The sequence below is a fragment of the Neorhizobium descurainiae genome (assembly GCF_051400715.1).
Taxonomy (GTDB): Bacteria; Pseudomonadota; Alphaproteobacteria; order Rhizobiales; family Rhizobiaceae; genus Neorhizobium.
On sequence record NZ_JBLFFK010000001.1, the window covers coordinates 41,518 to 62,661 of the forward strand.

Below are 21,144 nucleotides of genomic sequence, written 5' to 3' on the forward strand. Positions count from 1 at the left end.
GGCGAAGAAAAGATAAATTCAACGCGGCACCAGAAAGTTTCGGAGTGTGATGGTTGCATGGATCGGCAGCCGAACAGTTCCTTTGCCGGCTGCGATCGAGCATGTGGCAAAGCTTCTGGCGAAAAGCCGCTGCCCGGTATTTTCCCTCGATTCGGATGTCCATGGATGCCGCAGCCTGATCGCTTTGGCGGAGCGGGTCGGGGCGACCTATGACCATGTGAACGGCCGCGATCTCGTTCATGAGGTCGCGCTTCATACGGATGTCGGCGGGTTCTTTGCGACGGCAACGGAAGTGCGGCGCCGGGCGGATGCGATCGTCATCGTCGGCGACGTCCCCGCCGCGCATCACGATCTGCTTCTGTCTCTTGCAGCCAGCACGCCGGACCTGTCCCGGGCGGCCCGCCGGCGCTGGTTCCGGATCAATGGCAAGGGAGTTTCGGCGCTTGGGGGCGAATTGCGGCGGCGCGCGAAGGCCGTAGAGATCGGTTCGCCCGATCTGCCCATCGATGCAGTGCTCGGCGTCCTCAGGGCGTCGCTGGCCGCGAGAAAAGCACCCGCTGCGCTCGCCAATACCGATGCCTTGCTGGATGCGGTGACGAAGGCAAGTTTTCCGGTCTTCGTTTTCTCCCACCCCACCGACCCTGCCGGTCTGGCCATGCTGCAAGGCATGCTGATCGACATCAACAAAAGGCAGCGCGCGAGCGCTCTTTTCCTGCCTTCCGACGACGACGCCTGGGGCATGGTGCTGGCATCGACCTGGATGACGGGCTTTCCGCCGCGAACCGGCTTTTCGAGCGGCGCGCCGGTTTACGACCCGTGGCTCTGCGACATAGACCGGATGATCGCGGAAAAGGAAGCGGATCTGCATCTGTGGGTCTCGGAGCGCGACGAGGCGCGGCCGCCGAGACGAAGCGGTTTGCCGACGATCGCGATGGTCAGGAGCGACCGGCCGGTCGCCGGGGCGGCGGTCACCGTTCGTATCGGCAAGGCGGGTCTCGACCATGACGGCGTGGTCTATTCGAGCCGTATCGGAACCTTGAGGTCCGCTGCCGCGAAGGCTCCGTCCGATCTTCCGAGCGTTTCAGCCATCGTCGGCGAGCTCCGGCATGCCCTGCAGAGCGAGGACATGCCCTCATGCTGATCCGTCTTGCAGGGGGAGAGGTGGTGGATCCGGTCAATGGTTCGACCGGCAAGCGCGACGTCTGGATCGAGGACGGCATCATCGTGGAGAAGCCCGTCTCGAAGAGGGGGGACAAGACCTATGACGTTTCCGGCTGCCTCGTCATGGCCGGGGCGATAGACATCCATTCCCATATCGGCGGCGGCAACGTGAATACCGCGCGTCTTCTGCTGCCGGAACAGCATGCCGCGCATCTCAAGCGGCCGCGGCACACGCCGCTTTCGAATGCCGGATGGTCCACGTTCAATACGGGATGCCTCTACGCCAGGATGGGGTTCACGACCGTGGTCGAGCCGGCCATGTCGCCATCGAACGCGCTTCACACCCATATGGAGCTTGCCGATATTCCGATCATCGACAAGGCGACGCTGGCAATCTTGGGCAACGACGATTTCCTCCTGTCGATGATCCGGGACAATGCCTCGCCGGGCATGATCGACGATTACGTGGCGTGGACCGTGTCGAGATCGAGGGCGCTCGGCGTGAAGGTCATCAATGCCGGCGCCGCGGCGGCCTTCAAGGAGAATGTCCGCAACTTCGCCTTCGACGATGTCGTTCCGTCCTATGGTGTCAGTTCCCGCAGGATCGTCGAGACGCTGCAGGCCTCCGTCGGCCGCCTCGGAATTCCCCATCCCCTGCATGTCCATGCCAACAATCTCGGGATTGCGGGAAACGCCGCGACGGCCGCCGAAACCATCCAGGCGTCGGCGGGCCAGCCGCTCCATCTCGCGCATCTGCAATTCTACGGTTACGGAACCGAGGGCAAACGCGGCTTCTCTTCCGAGGCCGCACGGCTCGCCGAGCTGGTCAACGGCAACAAGGATGTGACGATCGATGTCGGGCAGGTGATGTTCGGCCAGACCGTGACGATCTCGTCCGATGTCACCAGGCAATATGCCGGAATGCGGACCGCAAGCCCGAAGAAGTCCATCATTTTCGACGGCGACGGCAATGGCGGCGGCATCGTGCCCTATCGCTATCGCAAGGATTATTACGGTTCGCTGCAATGGGCGGTGGGGCTCGAGCTTTTCCTGCTGATCGACGACCCATGGCGGGTTTTCTTTACCACCGACCATCCGAACGGCGCCCCTTTCACCGCCTATCCGGAGCTGTTCGAGCTCTTGATGCGCCGCGATGCCCGGGATGCGGCAATGGCCGAGCTCGACCGGTCGGCGCTGGAGCTCACCACGCTTGCCTCGATCTCCCGCGAATACACGCTCGAGGAGGTCGCCGTCATGACGCGGGGGGCGCCGGCGAAGCTGCTCGGGCTCAATGACCGCGGCCATCTCGGTCCCGGCGCGATCGCCGATATTGCCATCTACCGGAAGGGGCGGGACGTTCAGAAGATGTTTCGGGACGCGGCGCTGGTCTTCAAGAACGGCGATCTGGTCGTTCAGGACGGCGTCGTCACGCACTATCGCTGGGGAAAGGCGCTGCGCCTCAATCCGCCGCCGGACAAAGGAATGATCAAGCGCATGCAGGCCTATCACGAGGAGCGTTACGGGCTGTCGCTCGACTGGTTCACCTTCCCGGATTCGGCGATTGCCCGCGAAAACCCGTTTGCGGAGGTCGCATGCAGGAGCTGATCCGTAACGGCATCGTGGTCGACGACACCTTCGCGGAAGCATTCGGGATGCGCGCGACGGCGATCATCATCACGGCGCCGACCCTGAAATGGGCGCGTCAGGCGGCGATCACCATGACCGGTTTCGCCACCTCCGTCATCGGCTGCGGGTGCGAAGCGGCGATCGATATCGACATTCCCGCGTCCAAGACGCCGGACGGGCGCCCGGGCTGCCGCGTGATGATCTTCGCGATGAGCACCGACGAGCTGCAGAAGCAGTTGAAGACCAGGCTCGGTCAATGCGTTCTCACCTCTCCCGGCAGCGCCTGCTTCGCAGGCCTCGAAGGCAGCGCCTCCCTCGATCTCGGATCCTCGCTCCGCTATTTCGGCGACGGATGGCAGATATCGAAGAAGTTCGGCGGCAGGCACTATTGGCGCGTGCCGGTCATGGACGGCGAATTCCTCTGCGAGGCGAAGACCGGCCTGACGAAAGAGGCGGTCGGCGGAGGAAACCTCCTGCTGCTCGCCGCCGATGCGGAAAAGGCGCTGGCAGCCGCCGAGCGGGCCGTGGCGGCGATCGGGAAGGTTCCCGGCGCGATCATGCCTTTCCCCGGCGGCATCGTCAGGTCCGGCTCGAAGGTCGGCGGCAAGTATAAGGGCATGATGGCCTCGACCAACGATGCCTATGCGCCGACGCTGCGCGGCGTCGTCAAGAGCGCGCTTGGTCCGGATATCAATGCGGTCCTTGAGATCGTGATCGACGGCGAGAACGACGACGCGGTGGCCGCTGCGATGCGGGCCGGGCTGAAGGCCGTCATCGATTTCGGGCCGAAACGCGGCGCGTTGCGCATCAGTGCGGGAAACTATGGCGGCAAGCTCGGTAAGTTCCATTATCATCTGAAGGATCTCCTGCCATGAAGCCGCTGACCTTCACGCTTCGCTCCGAGCCCGAGGAAAGGCTCGATCTGTCAAGCCTGATCCCCGACAGGCTCGACGGCATGCCGCTCGCGGAAATCGCCGGATTGCGGATCGGCACCAGCCGGCGTCCCGCCACCGTCGGGGATGTCTTCAAGATCACCGGCACGGATGCCTCCAGTATCGTCTTTGCCGGCGGCAGCGGGCGTTTCGACTTTGTCGGAGCGGAGATGAAGACGGGGCGCATCCGCGTCGATGGCGATGCCGGAGCCCGTGCCGGCCGCCGCATGGACGGCGGTATGCTGGTGATCGAAGGCCGAGCCGGATTGCAGGCCGGCTCCGGCATGAAGAACGGGCGCATCGAGATCAACGGCGATGCGGGCGAGGGGGTCGGCGGGCCGATGGCGGGCGAGATCCACGGCATGACCGGCGGTCTCATCATCGTGCGCGGCAAGGCGGGACATCGCCCCGGCGAGAGAATGCGGCGCGGCGTCATCGCGCTTCTGAAAGGGTGCGGCGACCATGCGGGTCTCGGCATGATCGCCGGCACGATCATCGCCACAGGCCGCGTCGGCCGCTATCCCGGCCATCTGATGAAACGCGGCTCGCTCCTGTTCGACCGGAAGCCGGCCGACCTCTCCCCCACATTCGTGGATTGCGGGCGGGTCGATATCGCCTTTCCGGCGCTGTTCGATCGCTACCTGATCGAGGAGAAGATCCTCGACCGGCCGCTGCTCGGTGCGAAACCCCTCCGTTTCGGCGGCGACAATGCCGTGCTGGGCAAGGGCGAAATCATGTTTCCGAAAGGTTGAACCATGATCGGCCGAAAACCTTCAGCCCGGCTGCTGCTGCATCGGATAGAGCTTGTCGAAAAAGGGCAGGCATTGGGCTCCCCGCTGACGCAGGAAAACCTGAAAGGCGTTCATGGCGGGGGAGACCGTCCTGTCCGTCCGCCTCACGGAAAACCATTGCCGGCGGATGGGCATGCCGATGACATCGAGCGTGACGAGCTTTCCGAACTCCAGTTCCATGGCGATGGTATGAGCCGAGATGAAGGCGATGCCGAGTCCCGCCATGACGGCCTGCTTGATCGTCTCGTTCGACGACATCTCGGTGCCGAGATCATCGAGCCGGCCCGGGATCTCTCCAAGGAAAATTTCCAGCGATATGCGCGTACCCGATCCGGGCTCGCGGACGAGGAAATGCTCCCTGGCGATCTCCTCCTTGGTGATATCGCGTTTCCTGGCCAATGGGTGGTCCGGCGGTGCGATCATCACCAGTGGATGGTCCCCGAACAATGCCGAGTGCAGCGGCAGGTCCCTGGGCGGGCGCCCCATCAAGGCGATGTCGACGTCGTGGTTCTTCAGCTTCGCGATGATCTCCGCCCTGTTGCCGATCGCGAGCGAGACGGCGATGTCCGGATGGCTCTTCTTGAAGGTGGCCATCAGGCGCGGCGCGAAATATTTCGCAGTCGAGACGACGCCGAGAGCGAGCGTGCCGGTGCGCACGCCCTTGATGGCATCGATCTCGTCGTCCAGCTGACGCAACCTTTCTTCGACCATCTGAGCCGCATCGATAAACGCAAGGCCCGCTGCGGTGGGGCGTAGCCCGTCATTGGTCCGGTCGAAAAGGATGACGCCGGCATCCTCCTCGATCTGCTTCAACTGGATGGTGATCGCCGGGGGCGTGAGGCCAAGAGCGTTGGCCGCCCGGACGATCGTTCCGTGTCTTGCGATTTCCTGCGCCGCACGCAGATGCCTGAGCGTTAAATTCTTCATCCGACGGAAGTTAGTAATATTTATCTAGAAGGTAAATGGAATAAATTTTACTTAATGCGAATTTCTTGGTTCGATACCCCCATGCCCCGAAGGAGCGAGCGGGCAGGGAGGCAGGCCATGACTTCGCCGACGCTAGACACCTTTTTGAATTTCCATGTCATGAGCGGCGCACCTCTCGCCGAGGCTGTTGCCCTCACTGTTCGGCGGCTGGCCGCGGCGGCGATCATCCTGCGCAGCACCATCAATCAGGGTGCACTCGGCATAGGCCTTTCCGAAGAGCGCTCCGAGATCGGGCCGGGCGGCGACATACCGAAGAAGCTCGACATCCTCGCCGATGCCCTGTTCATCGAAGCCATGCGGCAGGCGCCCGTCTGCCTCTACGCCTCCGAGGAACTCGAACAGGCTGTCCTTCTCGATCCGACGGGTCCGCTCGCGGTTGCCGTCGATCCCCTGGACGGCTCTTCGAACATCGATATCAACGTCTCGATCGGGACCATCTTCTCCATCCTCCCAGCGGCTGGTGATCCGGTCGGCGAGCCTAACGCCTCCTTCTTCCACCCGGGAGACGCTCAGCTCGCCGCCGGCTTTTTCATCTACGGTCCGCAGCTTGCGCTGGTTCTCAGCGTTGGAAGCGGCACCCATGTCTTCGTCTTTTCCTCGCGGCTCGGCGTGTTCGTCCAGGCTTACGGAAACCTGATCATACCGCCGCGGACGCAGGAATTCGCGATCAATGCGGCGAACTACCGCCACTGGGACGAGGCGGTCCGCCTTTACGTCGACGATTGCCTGAAGGGAGCGGAAGGGCCGCGCGAAAAGGAATTCAACATGCGCTGGATCGCGGCCGTTGCCGCCGATGCCTACCGCATCCTGATGCGCGGCGGCATCTATCTCTATCCCGGCGACCGGCGCAAGGGATATGGCGATGGCCGGCTGCGGCTCGTCTACGAAGCCAACCCGATCGCCTTCCTCATCGAACAGGCGGGCGGAGCCGCCACGGATACGGTCAACCGCATTCTGGACCTGACGCCGACGGCGTTGCACCAGCGCGTTCCGCTCGTCTTCGGCTCGGCGCGGGAGGTCGCGCGCGTCGGACGCTACCATGCCGAGCCCAGCAACATCGCCGAGCGGGCGCCGCTTTTCAGCAACCGCGGCCTCTTCAGAGCCTGATCGGGAGGAGCACGGCAATGTCGGCAAGACATCCCATTATTTCGATCACCGGCTCGTCGGGAGCAGGAACCACTTCGGTCAAACGCATTTTCGAGCAGATCTTCCGGCGCGAGAAAATCGAGGCGGCTTTCATCGAGGGGGACGCATTCCACCGCTACGACCGGCAGGCGATGAAGACAAAGGTCGCCGATGAGGAGAGGAGTGGCAATCCGAATTTCACCCATTTTCATGCGGAAGCCAACGAGCTCGAAATCCTCGAATCCGTCTTCGACGAATATGGCCGGTACGGCACGGGCCGCACCCGGACCTATATCCACGACGAACAGGAAGCCTCCTGCCACAATGTTCCGCCCGGAAGCTTCACGGACTGGCGCGATTTTCCACCGAGCGACCTGCTTTTCTACGAGGGGCTGCATGGATGCGCGGTGACGGAGAAGGTCAACCTCGCCCGCCATGCCGATCTGAAGATCGGCGTCGTACCCGTCATCAATCTCGAATGGATTCAGAAGATCCATCGCGATCGGGAAACGCGCGGCTATTCCACGGAAGCGGTGATGGACGTCATCCTGCGCCGCATGCCGGATTATGTCCGCTACATCACACCCCAGTTCACGCTGACCGACATCAACTTCCAGCGGGTGCCGATCGTCGACACGTCCAACCCGTTCATCGCGCGCTGGATCCCGACCCCTGACGAATCGATGCTGGTCATCCGTTTCGCCAGGCCGCGCGGCATCGATTTTCCGTATCTGCTGTCGATGATCCACGACTCGTTCATGTCGCGCGCCAACTCCATCGTGGTGCCGGGAAACAAGCTCGATCTCGCCATGCAGCTGATCCTGACGCCCCTGATCATGCAACTGATCGAACGCAAGAACCGAGCCTCGTGAGGGATGAAGCGATGAACACGCAACTTCAGCCGCAGGACATAATCGAATTCGGCACCGTGACGGAGCACGACATGGCGAATGCCGTCAGGGCGCTTGCCATGGACGGCGTTCAGAAGGCCAATTCCGGCCACCCCGGCATGCCGATGGGCATGGCCGATGTCGCAACGGTCCTGTTCAGCCGCTTCATCAAGATCGATCCGTCCCATCCCGAATGGCCCGATCGCGACCGCTTCGTCCTTTCGGCCGGTCACGGCTCGATGCTGCAATATGCGCTTCACTACCTGATCGGCTACGAGGACATGACGATCGAGGAGCTGCAGCGGTTCCGCCAGCTCGGTGCGAAGACCGCCGGCCATCCCGAATACGGCCACGCGCTCGGCATCGAGACCACGACAGGCCCCCTGGGCCAGGGCATCGCCACGGCCGTCGGCATGGCGCTGGCCGAACGCATCGCCAACGCACGCTACGGCGACGGGCTTGTCGATCACCACACCTATGTCATTGCCGGCGACGGATGCCTGCAGGAAGGCATCAGCCATGAGGCGATCGACCTTGCCGGGCATCTCAAGCTGTCGCGGCTGATCGTGTTCTGGGACAACAATTCCATCTCGATCGACGGTCCCACCAGCCTTTCTACGTCGATGAACCAGCTTGCCCGTTTCGAGGCTGCAGGCTTCGACGTACAGCAGATCAACGGGCATGATTTCGATGCGATCGGCCGCGCGATTTCCCGGGCGCGGGTTTCGAACAAGCCGTCTCTCATTTCCTGCCGGACGGTGATCGGCAAGGGCGCTCCCAATCTCCAGGGGTCGGAGAAGACCCACGGGGCGCCGCTCGGCGAAAGCGAGGTCGCGGCCGCAAGACAGGAGCTAAAGTGGCCTTATGCGCCATTTCAGGTCCCCGAGCCCATCCTGGAGCGCTGGAGCGAGGTCGCCGCACGTGGTGCTCAGGAACGGCGCAGATGGCTCAACCGGGTTGCCGCAGCTCCGGAAGGTGCGGCTTTCCTCAGAACCGTGGAGCGGGAAATCCCGACAGCGCTGTTCGACGCGCTCGCCGAGTTCCGCCGGGAGCATCAGGCCAAGGCGACGAAGGTCGCCACCCGCAAGGCCTCGGAAATGGTGCTCGGCGTCATCAACGCCGGGACGGACCTCACGGTAGGCGGGTCGGCGGACCTCACCCATTCCAACCTGACACTGACAGCGGGAATGGCGCCCATCAAGCCGGGGAGCTATGCCGGCCGCTATATTCATTACGGCATCCGCGAGCACGGTATGTCGGCGGCGATGAACGGTCTCGCCCTGCATGGCGGTTTCATTCCCTATGGCGGCACCTTCCTCGTCTTCTCCGACTATGCCCGCGGCGCCATCCGTCTGTCGGCGCTGATGGGGCAGCAGGTGATCTACGTCATGACGCATGACTCGATCGGCCTTGGCGAGGATGGGCCGACCCATCAGCCGATCGAGCATCTGGCGATGCTGCGCGCGACGCCCAACCTCAACGTCTTCCGGCCCTCAGACATCGTCGAGACGGCGGAATGCTGGGAGGAGGCGCTGAAGGAGCGCGATCGCCCGAGCCTCATCGTGCTGTCGCGCCAGAACCTGCCGATGTGCCGCCCGCGCGACAGCGAAGAAAACCTTTCCGCGCATGGAGCCTATGTCCTGCGCGCGACCTCGGGACCACGCACCCTCTCCCTCCTGGCGACCGGTTCCGAGGTCGAGATTGCCTGTGCCGCCGCCGACACGCTGCTTGCCCAGCATGGCATTGCCGCCGCGGTCGTCTCCATGCCCTGTTGGGAGCTGTTCGAGCGGCAATCGCCCGAATACCGCAAGGCGGTGCTCGGGACGGCGCCCCGGATCGGCATCGAGGCGGCGGCACGCCTCGGCTGGGACCGGTATCTCGGAGAAGAGGGCGTCTTCATCGGCATGAACGGTTTCGGCGCCAGCGCTCCGGCCGCAGCGCTCTACGAGCATTTCGGCATCACCGCCAAGGCTGCCGTGGAAGCGGCGCTTGAACTCGTCGCCCGGGGATCGGGCATAGACCAGACGGATCGGTAGGAAAGGAGGAGGACCATGGCCCGCATCACATTACGCCAGCTGCTCGATCACGCGGCAGCATACGGATATGGCGTTCCGGCCTTCAACATCAACAACATGGAACAGGGCCTCGCGGTCATGGAGGCGGCGGCTACCTGCGATGCGCCCGTCATTCTCCAGGCCTCGAAAGGAGCGCGCTCCTACGCGAAGGATATCATGCTGGCGCGCATGATCGAGGCGCTGACGGAAATCTATCCGGCCATTCCGATCTGCGTCCACCAGGATCACGGCAGCGACGAAGCCACCTGCATGACGGCGATACGCCACGGCTTCACATCCGTGATGATGGACGGTTCGCTTGAGGCGGATGCCAGGACGCCGTCCTCCTATGAGTACAATGTCGCGATTACCGAAAGAGTGGCGCGCATTGCCCATTGGGTGGGCGTATCCGTCGAAGGGGAGCTCGGTGTTCTGGGTTCGCTCGAGAGCGGCACCGGCGCGGCCGAAGACGGTCACGGTGCTGAAGGTGCGCTGTCGCATGACCAGCTTCTGACGGACCCGGATCAGGCGGCCGATTTCGTCGCCCGCACCGGCGTCGACGCGCTGGCGATCGCCTGCGGCACGTCGCATGGCGCCTACAAGTTCACCCGGGCGCCGGACGGCGAGATCCTGGCGATGAACGTCATCGAGGAAATCCACCGCAAGCTGCCGAACACGCATCTCGTCATGCACGGCGCATCTTCGGTGCCGCAGGAAATGCAGGACATCATCAACCGCTTCGGCGGACGGATGCCGCAGACCTACGGCGTTCCCGTGGAAGAAATCGAGCGCGGCATTCGCTGTGGGGTCCGGAAGGTCAATATCGACACCGACTGCCGCATGGCGATGGCGGGGCAGTTCCGAAGGATAGCGACCGAGTATCCGGAGGAATTCGACCCGCGAAAATTCCTGAAACCGGCGATGGATGCCATGCGCAATCTCTGCCGCGACCGCTTCGAACGCTTCGGCACGGCAGGCAAGGCCTCCAAAATCAGGGTCGTTCCCCTGGACGAGATGGCGAAGCGCTATGCCGCCGGCGATCTCGATCCGCAGATATCAACCGCGAAAGCCGCCTGAGCGGCGGTCCAGAAGAAAATGAAAGGACCAGGCCATGGACAGCAGATCCCAAACCGTCAAGGGCGCGGCGCGCTACAGATCGGGCGTGATGGAATACAAGAAGATGGGCTATTGGGAGCCCGACTACGAGCCGAAAGATACCGATATCATCGCGCTCTTCCGGATCACGCCGCAGGACGGCGTCGATCCTGTCGAAGCGGCTGCGGCCGTCGCGGGTGAATCCTCCACGGCCACTTGGACGGTCGTCTGGACCGACCGGCTGACGGCGAGCGAGAAATACCGCGCCAAGGCCTACCGGCTCGATCCCGTGCCGAATGCGGAGGGGCAGTATTTCGCCTATATCGCCTACGATCTCGACCTCTTCGAGCCGGGCTCGATCGCCAACATGAGCGCGTCGATCATCGGCAACGTCTTCGGCTTCAAGCCGCTGAAGGCATTGCGGCTGGAGGATATGCGGTTTCCGGTCGCCTATGTGAAGACTTTCCAGGGCCCGGCGACCGGTATCGTCGTCGAGCGCGAGCGCCTGGACAAGTTCGGCCGTCCGCTGCTCGGCGCGACCGTGAAGCCGAAGCTCGGCCTTTCGGGCCGCAACTACGGCCGCGTCGTCTATGAGGCGCTGAAGGGGGGGCTCGATTTCACCAAGGACGACGAGAACATCAACTCGCAGCCCTTCATGCATTGGCGCGAACGCTTCCTCTACTGCATGGAGGCGGTGAACAAGGCCCAGGCCGAGACCGGCGAAATCAAGGGGACCTACCTGAACGTCACGGCCGGCACGATGGAGGACATGTACGAGCGCGCCGAGTTCGCAAAGGAACTTGGATCGGTCATCGTGATGATCGATCTCGTCATCGGCTATACGGCGATCCAGTCCATGGCGAAATGGGCGCGCCGCAACGACATGGTCCTGCATCTTCATCGCGCCGGGCATTCCACCTATACCCGGCAGAAGACGCACGGCGTGTCCTTCCGCGTCATCGCGAAGTGGATGCGGCTTGCGGGCGTTGACCACATCCATGCCGGCACCGTCGTCGGCAAGCTGGAAGGCGATCCCGCGACGACGCGCGGCTACTACGATGTCTGCCGCGAGGACTTCAATCCGATGCGGCTGGAGAACGGCATATTCTTCGACCAGCATTGGGCCTCGCTCAACCGGATGATGCCGGTCGCTTCCGGCGGCATCCACGCAGGGCAGATGCACCAGCTCCTCGACCTTCTCGGCGAGGATGTCGTGCTGCAGTTCGGGGGCGGCACGATCGGACACCCGATGGGCATCGCCGCCGGTGCCACGGCCAACCGCGTGGCGCTGGAATGCATGATCCTGGCCCGCAACGAGGGGAGGGACATCGTGCGCGAAGGGCCGCAGATCCTGCGCGATGCCGCTCGCCACTGCCAGCCTTTGCAGCAGGCGCTCGAAATCTGGAAGGACGTCACCTTCGACTACACCTCGACCGATACGCCGGACTTCGTTCCGACGGCCACCGCAGCAGAATAGGAGAAGCGACATGCATATCACCCAGGGAGCGTTCTCGTTCCTGCCGCCTTTGACGGACGAGCAGATCGCCCGGCAGGCCCAGTATTGCATCGACAAGGGCTGGGCCATGAGCCTCGAATTCACCGACGATCCCCACCCCCGCAACACCTATTGGGACATGTGGGGCCACCCGATGTTCGACAACCCGGACGCGGCCGCGCTGATGATGGAGCTGAAGGAGTGCCGCAAGGTCTATGGCGACCGCTATATCCGCTTCGTCGCGTTCGACAGCAGCCACGGATGGGAATCCGTCCGTCTCTCCTTCATCGTCAACCGGCCCTCGGCGGAGCCTGGCTTCCGGCTCGACCGTCAGGAGGCGGCGGGCAGAGGCATCCGCTACACCACCCGCTCCTATGCGGCGGACAAGCCGGCAGGAGAGCGTTATGGTTGAGGCGGCGGCTTCCATGAGGCCTGAGATCGATGACGAAGTGCTCTCCGCCATCGATCTCAAAGCGGAATATGTCGAATCCGGCGTCAAGGACGTCCTTGACGAACTGGATAGCTCGCTCATCGGCCTTGCGCCGGTCAAGCAGCGGATCAAGGAGACCGCGGCCCTGCTGCTCGTCGAGCGCGCGCGCAAGCGTCTCGGCCTCGCCCACGAAACGCCGACGCTGCACATGAGCTTCAGCGGCAATCCGGGGACCGGCAAGACCACGGTCGCGCTGCGCATGGCCGATCTGCTCCACCGCCTCGGCTATATCCGCAAGGGGCATCTGGTCTCGGTGACGCGCGACGATCTGGTGGGACAGTATATCGGCCACACCGCGCCGAAGACCAAGGAGATCCTCAAGAAGGCGATGGGCGGAGTCCTTTTCATCGACGAGGCCTACTATCTCTATAGGCAGGAAAACGAGCGCGACTACGGCCAGGAGGCGATCGAGATACTCCTGCAGGTCATGGAGCACCAGCGCGAGGATTTCGTCGTCATCCTGGCGGGTTATGCAGACCGGATGGATCGTTTCTTCGAAAGCAATCCGGGCTTCCGCTCGCGCATCGCCCATCACATCGACTTTCCGGACTATACGGATAACGAGTTGCTCCGGATCGCCGAGGTGATGCTCACCAAGCAGAACTATGGCTTCGACGCGGAAGGGCGGGCCGCCATGGAGCAATATATAGCGCTCCGCCGCCGGCGGTCGCATTTCGCCAATGCCCGTTCCATCCGCAATGCGCTCGACAGGGCGCGGCTGCGCCAGGCGAACCGGCTGTTCGAAACGTCCGACGGACCGGTCGATGCCGGTGCGCTGTCGACGATCGTCGCCGCCGACATCCGGGCCAGCCGCGTTTTCGGCGGGATGGCACAAGAGGAGGCCGCATCATGAGCAGGAAGACGATTATCGCTCCATCCATACTGTCCGCGGATTTTTCGCGGCTGGGCGAGGAAGTGGAAGACGTCGTCAAGGCGGGCGCCGACTGGGTTCATCTCGATGTCATGGACGGCCACTTCGTGCCCAACATCACGTTCGGGCCGCAGATCGTCAAATCCATCCGCGACCGGACGCAAGCCGTCTTCGACTGTCATCTGATGATCGCGCCCGCGGACCCCTATATCGCGGCCTTCGCGGAGGCCGGGTGCGATGTCATCACGGTTCACGCGGAAGCCGGACCGCATCTCGACCGGACGCTTCAGGCGATCCGCAATCTCGGCAAGAAGGCGGGCGTGGCGCTCAATCCGTCGACGCCCGAAAGCGCCATCGAATACGTGCTCGACCGGCTGGACCTCGTCCTGCTGATGACCGTCAATCCCGGCTTCGGCGGCCAGGCCTTCATTCCGGCGGTCGTCGAGAAAGTGCGCCGCGTGACGGCGATGATCGGCGAGCGGCCGATCCATATCGAGGTCGATGGCGGCATCACTCCCGAAACCGCGCCGCTGGTCTCTGCTGCCGGCGCCGACGTGCTTGTCGCCGGCTCAGCCGTGTTCAAGGGTAATGGTGCATCCGCCTATGCCGGCAATATCGAAGCGATCCGCAGGCAGGCGGACAATGCGCTGGCGCGCCGGGCGGCGTGAATTCGATTGTGGTGAAGCGAAACGGATGAAGAGCCGCCGGGACGACCGGCGGCTCTCCGCTTTATTGCTTTTTGAATTGCTCGAGATAGGCCAGGAGATTGTTGATCTCGCCTTCGTCCTTCAGGCCGGCAAAAGCCATCTTGGTGCCTTTCACCTTCGCCTTCGGATTGTGGAGGTAGTCGCGCAACGATGCCTCGTCCCATTGAAGGCCGGCTTTGCCTGCTTCGACCATCGCCTTGGAATAGGCAAATCCGGGATGGGTGCCGGCGACCCTGCCGATCACGCCGTTCAAAGACGGGCCTACTTTGTTCTTATCCGTTTCGGCGTCGTGACAGGCCTTGCATTTGTTGAACACCGTCGCTCCCGCGTTCGCATCGCCCTCCTGAGCGTTGACCCCGCAGGCAGAGAAAATCGCAACTGATGCAGCGATCAGAAGGATAGGACATTTCATGGTATTTCCTCATTTCGCCAAGGGTGCCCTTTGACGAAGACCAAGCGCCGCTATTCCTCCACTGGCGCACCGGCCATTCTGGATCGCGTGGCCCTGCCCGATGGCGGCCGGGACTTGCGCTCCATGAAAAAAATTTACCTGCCGGGGAATGTAAGTCAACCCTTCGGTACGCCGTCGGACCGTCATCGATCATAGGAACCGGAAGTTGCGATTGACGGGCGGACGCGATGCTTCTAACCTCATCGCCATCTCTTCCCGGCACCGGAAGAGGCTGCGATAGGCTGGCGGTCGCGCATGCGGTTGCCTGAGCAGGAGGAAACGGCTGCGGCAGGCTCGCCGGTCGAAAGGTGCGACATGCCTCTTATCGAACTCGTTCTGACGATTTGTCTTGCGGATAAGCCTTCGAGCTGCCGGGAGGAGCACCTTCATTTCGAAGACAACGGAAGCCTGGTGACCTGCATGCTCCAGGCACCCCCTCAGATTGCGAAATGGTCCGCGGAACATCCGCGTATGCGCGTTGTCAAATGGCGGTGCGAATACCCGACAAAGGAGCGGGACATCTAAAAAACGGAACTTGGATGCGGCATATGGGAGGAAGGACTTATGGGAGACGGGATCGGCCGATCATTTCGGATCGCGTTGTTGTTGCTGGCGGCGCTCTTCGCCCAGGCGGCGGGGCAGGCCGCGGCTGCGGAGGTCGTTCGTGTCGGCGTTCTCAAATTCGGCACCGTGAGCTGGGAACTCGATACGATCAAACGGCATAAGCTCGACGAAAAACACGGGATCACCGTGGACGTGCAGGAATTCGCCGGCGAAGACGCCACGAATGTCGCGCTGATGGCCGGAGCTGTCGACGTGATCGTTTCGGACTGGCTATGGGTTTCGCGGCAGCGCGCGACAGGCACCGACCTGACGTTCGTTCCCTATTCCACCGCGGTCGGCGCCATCATGGTTCCGGACCAGTCCCCGATCAGGAGCCTCGGCGATCTCACCGGCAAGAAGATAGGCGTCGCGGGCGGTCCTCTGGACAAGAACTGGCTCCTGATCCAGGCAATGGCGAAAAAGGACTATTCCCGGGATCTGGCCGGGACAAACACGATCATCTACGGCGCTCCCCCATTGCTGACGGAAAAGGTGCAGCAGGGCGAGCTCGATGCGGTGCTCAACTTCTGGAACTATTGCGCGCGGCTGGAGGCGAAGGGATATCGCAGGCTCATCGGCGGTCATGAGGCGGCGGCCGCCCTCGGCGCTTCGGGGCCGATCGTTGCCCTGGGATATATCTTCCACGAATCCTGGGCCAACACCCACCGGGCCGCAATCGACGGCTTCGTAGAGGCAAGCGCCGATGCGAAGGCGCTGCTCGAAAGTTCCGACGACGAGTGGAAAATGCTTGCGCCGATGCTTCGGGGCGACGAAAGCGAGCAGAAGGTCATGCGCGACCGCTATCGCGAAGGCATTCCGAAACGCCCGCGCGAGGATGCGGAAAAGGACGCGGAAGCGCTTTATTCCGTCCTGGCTGCGATCGGCGGCGAAGAACTCGTCGGACCGTCGAAGGAACTGGTGCCGGGTACGTTCTGGGGGGCGGAATAGGTGAGTTCGATCTCTCTTGGCTCATCGTCGCAGGGGCAAATGGGGAAGACCGCGCGGGGACGCAATTTCGGGCCGTTGCTGACCGTCGCCGCATCGATCGTCGTTCTGGCCGTCGCATGGCATCTGTCGGCAACCCTCTGGCCGAGCCGTGCCTTCCCGCCGCCGCTCGAGGTCCTGCGCGTCATGGTCCGTGAGACCGGCACGGGAGAGCTTCCCTATCATCTGGGAATAACCCTTTACCGCGTGGCAGCCTCTTTCCTGCTGGCCATGGTCATCGGCTCGGCGATCGGCATCTTTCTCGGAAGCTATCCGCGGGCCGACCGGTTTCTCGACCCCTGGGTCATTCTCTCCCTGAATGTCCCGGCGCTGGTGATCATCATCCTTGCCTATATCTGGTTCGGGCTGAACGAGGCGGCGGCCATCGGTGCCGTGGCCTTCAACAAGATCCCGAACGTGATCGTCACGATGAGGGAAGGGACCCGTGCGCTCGACCTGCGCTATACGGACATGGCGAAGGTCTACAAGTTCGGGCCGCTTGCGCGATTGCGCCACGTCCTGCTGCCGCAGCTGCAGCCCTATCTGGCGGCGGCCTCCCGTTCCGGTATCTCGCTGATCTGGAAGATCGTGCTCGTGGTGGAACTTCTGGGCCGGTCGAACGGCGTCGGTTTCCAGATCAACCTCTATTTTCAGCTTTTCGACGTCGCATCCATCCTGTCCTACACGCTGGCATTCGTCTGCGTGATGCTCGTGATCGAATTTCTTCTGGTGCAGCCCCTTGAACACGCTTCAACCCGTTGGCGCAGACGCGCGGCTTGAGATCGACGTCAGACACAAATCATTCGAGGCTTCCAAGGGCGGCAGCATCGACGTCCTGCGCGATCTCAACTTTGCGGTAGAGCAAAACGAATTCGTCTGCCTGGTAGGCCCCTCCGGCTGCGGCAAGACCACGACGTTGCGGCTGCTCCTCGGCCTGGACCATTCCTTCGAAGGCCGCATAAAGCTGCCGGGAAGAGAGGAGCCGCGCATAGGCATGGTTTTTCAGGAGCCGATCCTCCTGCCCTGGCGAACGGTCGAGGAAAACGTGCGCCTCACCTTACCGAAAGCCCTGCAGGGCAAGAACCTCGACCAGCTGTTCGATGCGCTCGGCCTGTCCGGAATGCGCGACTTCTATCCCGGGGAGCTTTCGCTGGGGCTTGCACGCCGCGCGGCCCTTGCGAGGGCGCTTGCGATCGAACCCGATCTTCTGGTTCTCGACGAACCCTTCGTCTCTCTCGATGAGGCGACCGCGCAGCAGCTTCGTTATCTGCTGCTCGAAATATGGTCGGCGCATCCGACGACGGTCCTGATGGTGACGCACAACCTGCTCGAGGCGATCATGCTGGCCGACAGGATCATCGTCCTTTCGCAACGCCCGGCTCATGTCATTGGATCGTTTCTGGTACGCGTCCCCCGGGAAGCCAGAAACGCTCAGATTTGCAGCGACATCCTGCGCTCGTTCCACCAGAGCTTTCGGGCGCAATCCTAGGCCCGCGGCTGCCCGCTCAGAAGCAGCGTATATCAGCTTCGGCCTGGGCCCTTTTCAATTCCGCTATTGCGGCCTTGGCAGGGGCGCTTTCGCGAAACAGCGCGCCGTTTTCGCCGGCGAGCAGTCCCATTTGCCGGAAGGTGGCGGCTGCCTCGTAACGGTCATAGGGAACAATGGATTCGATGACGTCGATCGAACAGGAACAACGGTCAAGATTGGCTCGATTCTCGCCATTGGCCTTCATGCAGGCATAGACGTATTCAGCGACGACATTGGTCGGGTAGCTCGTCGCCGCCGTTGCCGGGCCGGCAAGGCTGATTGCTGCAGAGGCAAACACGGCGATGGCAAACTTCTCAAGCGTAACCATGGCATATCCTTTCGGTGCGGCGCAGTTATCGCCTCGACAGCGAGTGCAAATAATCGTGTAAGTATAGTTTCAAAATAGTGTCCATATCCAGTAACATAGGATAATTTTCCGAGTATAAATTGCTGCATTGCAACGAAAATATGGTGCGGCGCAGCGAATATTGATGAGAAACATGCTTGCGGAAAACAATTCTATCTCTTATGGTTAGGATGTTTCCGGCTTCAAGGACGTTACCGTCAAGGGAGTGGTGACAGTCTTCGTAGGCCAAGCGGGTGGGCGGTAACGGTGCCCTCCGCGCGCCTGGCTTAGGTCGTGACACGCTGCCGGAAATACTTCCCACACGCTGAACTGGTGACGCGGGCCCCTGTTATGAAACAGGTGCCGCCGCAACATGTCACCCATGCGAACTTAGGGAGGACTAAATGCGTGTACGTGCAAACTTCATGAAATCGGCATTGGTGACGACTGCGGTATCTCTGTCATTGGCGGGAGGAGTGTTTGCCAATGACGAGGTCCAGAAGTTGATCTCCGACTCCAAGAACTGGGCGATTCCGACGGGTGACTACGCCAACACCCGCTATTCGAAATTGAACCAGATCAACAAGGACAATGTGAAGAACCTTCAGGTCAAGTGGACCTTTTCGACCGGCGTGCTGCGCGGCCATGAAGGTGGACCTCTGGTGATCGGCGACGTCATGTACGTCCATGCGCCGTTCCCGAATACGGTATATGCCCTGGACCTCAACAATGACGGCAAGATCCTTTGGAAATACGAGCCCAAGCAGGATCCGAACGTCATTCCGATCATGTGCTGCGACACGGTCAATCGCGGCGTCGCCTACGGCGATGGCAAGATCATCCTCAACCAGGCCGACACGACGGTGACTGCCCTCGACGCCAAGACAGGCAAAGTCGCCTGGCAGGTGAAAAACGGCGAAGATACCGCAGGCGGCAAGGGAGAGAGCGGAACGGCCGCCCCCATGATCTTCAAGGACAAGGTGCTGATCGGCATATCGGGCGGTGAGTTCGGTGTCCGCGGCCATGTGACCGCGTATAACCTGAAAGACGGTTCGGTCGCCTGGAAGGCCTATTCGACCGGTCCCGATTCCGAAACCCTGATGGATGGCGAGAAGACGACCCAGCTCGGCAAGCCCGTCGGCAAGGATTCCGGCGTCAGCAGCTGGGAAGGCGAGCAGTGGAAGCAGGGCGGCGGAACGACATGGGGCTGGTATGCCTTCGATCCGGAGCTGAACCTGGTCTACTACGGAACCGGCAACCCTTCGACCTGGAACCCGGTACAACGGCCGGGCGACAACAAATGGTCGATGACCATCTTCGCCCGCGACGCCGACACCGGCATGGCGAAGTGGGTCTATCAGATGACCCCGCATGACGAATGGGACTTCGATGGCGTCAACGAGATGATCCTCGTCGACGACATGCAGGTCAACGGTGCGGCCCACGACGTTCTGGTCCATTTCGACCGCAACGGCTTCGCCTATACGCTGGATCGCGGCGACGGCGAGCTGCTCGTCGCCAAGAAATACGATCCGACGGTCAACTGGGCGACGGAAGTCGTGATGGATCCGAAGAGCGAGCAATACGGCCGTCCGCAGGTCGTGGCGCAGTATTCGACCCAGCAGAACGGCGAGGACACCAACACGACGGGCGTATGCCCGGCGGCGCTTGGCACCAAAGACCAGCAGCCGGCCAGTTATTCACCGAAGACCAAGTTGTTCTACGTGCCCACCAACCATGTCTGCATGGACTACGAGCCATACAGGGTGAGCTACACGGCCGGTCAGCCCTATGTGGGTGCGACGGTGTCGATGTACCCGACGCCCAACAGCCATGGCGGCATGGGCAACTTCATTGCCTGGGATGCTGCCAAGGGTGAGATCGTCTGGTCTAAGCCCGAGCAGTTCTCGGTATGGTCGGGCGCGCTATCGACCGATGGCGACGTCGTCTTCTACGGCACGCTGGAGGGCTACATCAAGGCTGTCGATCACGACGGTAATGAACTCTACAAGTTCAAGACCCCGTCCGGCATCATCGGCAACATCAACACCTTCGAGCACAACGGCAAGCAGTACATCGCCGTGCTGTCGGGTGTTGGCGGCTGGGCAGGCATCGGTCTCGCAGGCGGTCTGCTCCAGGCCGAAGGCGCTGCTGCCTGGCAAACTGCGGTTGCTGGCCAGAATGCCCCAACCGATGAAAAGCAGGCGATTGCCACGGCTGGTCTCGGCGCGGTCGGCGGATACGCCGCTCTTGCCGACTACACGACGCTGGGCGGTCAGCTCACCGTCTTCGGCCTCCCGGATTGATAGCGGGAGCTATAGGCACGCCGACCTCTACGAAGAGGCGGTGAGGCAGAGAAACGAGGGCCCGGACCACCGGGAATCCCGGCTGGGCTCTCGATTTCGCCACGCAATCCACAACCCACCTGTCAACGCCGCATCGCGACAGCAAAGCTGTGTCCGTGGCGAAATGAGAAAGAGGTACGAATGTCTGTCCGCAAAACAGTCTCGGTTATCGCCATGGCTCTTCTTATCGGCTCCAGCATCACCTTCGCCGCCGACGACAAGCAGAAGGCCGCGGCAGTTACCGACGAAGACGGCAAATATTTCGACGCCGATGGAAATCCGACGTTCAAGCTCCAGGACGATGGAACGGTGGATTGGTACACGTTCAGCGGATATCGCCGCTATCATTCGGACTGTCACGTCTGTCATGGCCCCGACGGAATGGGCTCCAGCTATGCGCCGGGGCTCGTCAACTCGTTGAAGACGATGGATTACGCCACGTTTCTTTCCATCGTCGCCGAGGGACGCAAGAATGTCGGCGGCGGCAAGGAAAGCGTCATGCCCGCCTTCGGCGAAAACAAGAACGTCTACTGCTATATGGACGATATCTACATCTACCTGCGGGCGCGTGCGGTCGACGGCATCCCGCGCGGCAGGCCTCCCAAGAAAGCGGACAAGCCGCAGGCCGCCAAGGACCAGGAAACATCCTGCATGGGGAGCTGA

General features: G+C 62.1%; 20 protein-coding genes. 17 read left to right on the top strand and 3 right to left on the bottom strand.

The window, feature by feature from the left end:
- Positions 1 to 49 precede the first annotated feature (49 nt).
- From ACMGE0_RS00230 to ACMGE0_RS00245, 4 genes are read left to right on the top strand one after another with little or no spacing between them, the layout of a single operon-like run.
- A complete protein-coding gene (locus ACMGE0_RS00230) occupies positions 50 to 1,141 on the top strand; it encodes a tungsten formylmethanofuran dehydrogenase (protein WP_436813851.1) in 1,092 nt (363 codons plus the stop codon).
- Positions 1,135 to 2,766, top strand: coding sequence for a formylmethanofuran dehydrogenase subunit A (locus ACMGE0_RS00235; RefSeq protein ID WP_436813852.1), 1,632 nt, complete (start codon positions 1,135 to 1,137; stop codon positions 2,764 to 2,766). The genes ACMGE0_RS00230 and ACMGE0_RS00235 overlap by 7 nt, the downstream gene beginning before the upstream one ends.
- Entirely contained in the window at positions 2,754 to 3,662 is a 909-nt protein-coding gene (fhcD, locus tag ACMGE0_RS00240) for a formylmethanofuran--tetrahydromethanopterin N-formyltransferase (RefSeq protein WP_436813853.1), read from the top strand. The genes ACMGE0_RS00235 and fhcD overlap by 13 nt, the downstream gene beginning before the upstream one ends.
- Positions 3,659 to 4,471, top strand: a complete 813-nt coding sequence (locus ACMGE0_RS00245) for a formylmethanofuran dehydrogenase subunit C (RefSeq protein WP_436813854.1) — start codon at positions 3,659 to 3,661, stop codon at positions 4,469 to 4,471. Before fhcD ends, ACMGE0_RS00245 begins: the two co-directional genes overlap by 4 nt.
- Positions 4,472 to 4,492: 21 nt before the next feature.
- Here ACMGE0_RS00245 and ACMGE0_RS00250 read toward each other — a convergent pair whose 3' ends face one another.
- The gene (locus ACMGE0_RS00250; protein ID WP_436813855.1) at positions 4,493 to 5,437 is read right to left on the bottom strand and encodes a LysR family transcriptional regulator; all 945 of its coding nucleotides are present in this window, start codon (positions 5,435 to 5,437) and stop codon (positions 4,493 to 4,495) included.
- Positions 5,438 to 5,554: 117 nt separating this feature from the next.
- Here ACMGE0_RS00250 and ACMGE0_RS00255 point away from each other — a divergent pair, with 117 nt between their 5' ends.
- Genes ACMGE0_RS00255 through rpe form a run of 8 tightly spaced genes read left to right on the top strand, consistent with a single transcriptional unit; the run spans position 5,555 to position 14,185 of the window.
- Complete coding sequence (locus tag ACMGE0_RS00255) at positions 5,555 to 6,604, top strand: class 1 fructose-bisphosphatase (protein ID WP_436813856.1); 1,050 nt, start codon at positions 5,555 to 5,557, stop codon at positions 6,602 to 6,604.
- 17 nt (positions 6,605 to 6,621) lie between these two features.
- Complete coding sequence (locus ACMGE0_RS00260) at positions 6,622 to 7,494, top strand: phosphoribulokinase (RefSeq protein WP_436813857.1); 873 nt, start codon at positions 6,622 to 6,624, stop codon at positions 7,492 to 7,494.
- Positions 7,495 to 7,505: 11 nt separating this feature from the next.
- Entirely contained in the window at positions 7,506 to 9,548 is a 2,043-nt protein-coding gene (gene tkt / locus ACMGE0_RS00265) for a transketolase (protein ID WP_436813858.1), read from the top strand.
- A gap of 15 nt (positions 9,549 to 9,563) precedes the next feature.
- Positions 9,564 to 10,643 carry a class II fructose-bisphosphate aldolase gene (gene fba, locus ACMGE0_RS00270; RefSeq protein ID WP_436813859.1) on the top strand — a complete coding sequence of 360 codons (1,080 nt, stop codon included), beginning with the start codon at positions 9,564 to 9,566 and terminating at the stop codon, positions 10,641 to 10,643.
- A 34-nt stretch (positions 10,644 to 10,677) separates the two neighbouring features.
- A complete protein-coding gene (locus tag ACMGE0_RS00275; protein ID WP_436813860.1) occupies positions 10,678 to 12,138 on the top strand; it encodes a form I ribulose bisphosphate carboxylase large subunit in 1,461 nt (486 codons plus the stop codon).
- 10 nt (positions 12,139 to 12,148) lie between these two features.
- A complete protein-coding gene (locus ACMGE0_RS00280) occupies positions 12,149 to 12,568 on the top strand; it encodes a ribulose bisphosphate carboxylase small subunit (RefSeq protein WP_436813861.1) in 420 nt (139 codons plus the stop codon).
- Between the two features lie 13 nt (positions 12,569 to 12,581).
- On the top strand, positions 12,582 to 13,499 hold the full coding sequence (gene cbbX / locus ACMGE0_RS00285; RefSeq protein WP_436813862.1) for a CbbX protein: 918 nt from the start codon (positions 12,582 to 12,584) through the stop codon (positions 13,497 to 13,499).
- The gene (gene rpe, locus ACMGE0_RS00290; protein WP_436813863.1) at positions 13,496 to 14,185 is read left to right on the top strand and encodes a ribulose-phosphate 3-epimerase; all 690 of its coding nucleotides are present in this window, start codon (positions 13,496 to 13,498) and stop codon (positions 14,183 to 14,185) included. The genes cbbX and rpe overlap by 4 nt, the downstream gene beginning before the upstream one ends.
- A 61-nt stretch (positions 14,186 to 14,246) precedes the next feature.
- Here rpe and ACMGE0_RS00295 read toward each other — a convergent pair whose 3' ends face one another.
- Positions 14,247 to 14,636: a c-type cytochrome gene (locus tag ACMGE0_RS00295; protein ID WP_436813864.1), complete on the bottom strand. Its 390-nt coding sequence runs from the start codon at positions 14,634 to 14,636 to the stop codon at positions 14,247 to 14,249.
- 603 nt (positions 14,637 to 15,239) lie between these two features.
- On the opposite strand from ACMGE0_RS00295, the gene ACMGE0_RS00300 reads away from it, so the two are divergent.
- Genes ACMGE0_RS00300 through ACMGE0_RS00310 form a run of 3 tightly spaced genes read left to right on the top strand, consistent with a single transcriptional unit; the run spans position 15,240 to position 17,751 of the window.
- Positions 15,240 to 16,226, top strand: a complete 987-nt coding sequence (locus ACMGE0_RS00300; protein ID WP_436813865.1) for an ABC transporter substrate-binding protein — start codon at positions 15,240 to 15,242, stop codon at positions 16,224 to 16,226.
- Positions 16,227 to 16,265: 39 nt separating this feature from the next.
- A complete protein-coding gene (locus ACMGE0_RS00305; protein ID WP_436813866.1) occupies positions 16,266 to 17,042 on the top strand; it encodes an ABC transporter permease in 777 nt (258 codons plus the stop codon).
- Positions 17,002 to 17,751: an ABC transporter ATP-binding protein gene (locus ACMGE0_RS00310; protein ID WP_436813867.1), complete on the top strand. Its 750-nt coding sequence runs from the start codon at positions 17,002 to 17,004 to the stop codon at positions 17,749 to 17,751. Before ACMGE0_RS00305 ends, ACMGE0_RS00310 begins: the two co-directional genes overlap by 41 nt.
- A gap of 16 nt (positions 17,752 to 17,767) precedes the next feature.
- On the opposite strand, the gene ACMGE0_RS00315 is transcribed toward ACMGE0_RS00310, so the two are convergent.
- The gene (locus ACMGE0_RS00315; RefSeq protein WP_436813868.1) at positions 17,768 to 18,118 is read right to left on the bottom strand and encodes a hypothetical protein; all 351 of its coding nucleotides are present in this window, start codon (positions 18,116 to 18,118) and stop codon (positions 17,768 to 17,770) included.
- A gap of 443 nt (positions 18,119 to 18,561) precedes the next feature.
- Between ACMGE0_RS00315 and ACMGE0_RS00320 the strand changes: the two genes are divergently transcribed.
- A complete protein-coding gene (locus ACMGE0_RS00320; protein ID WP_436814488.1) occupies positions 18,562 to 20,442 on the top strand; it encodes a methanol/ethanol family PQQ-dependent dehydrogenase in 1,881 nt (626 codons plus the stop codon).
- Positions 20,443 to 20,655: 213 nt separating this feature from the next.
- Complete coding sequence (locus ACMGE0_RS00325) at positions 20,656 to 21,144, top strand: c-type cytochrome, methanol metabolism-related (protein ID WP_436814489.1); 489 nt, start codon at positions 20,656 to 20,658, stop codon at positions 21,142 to 21,144.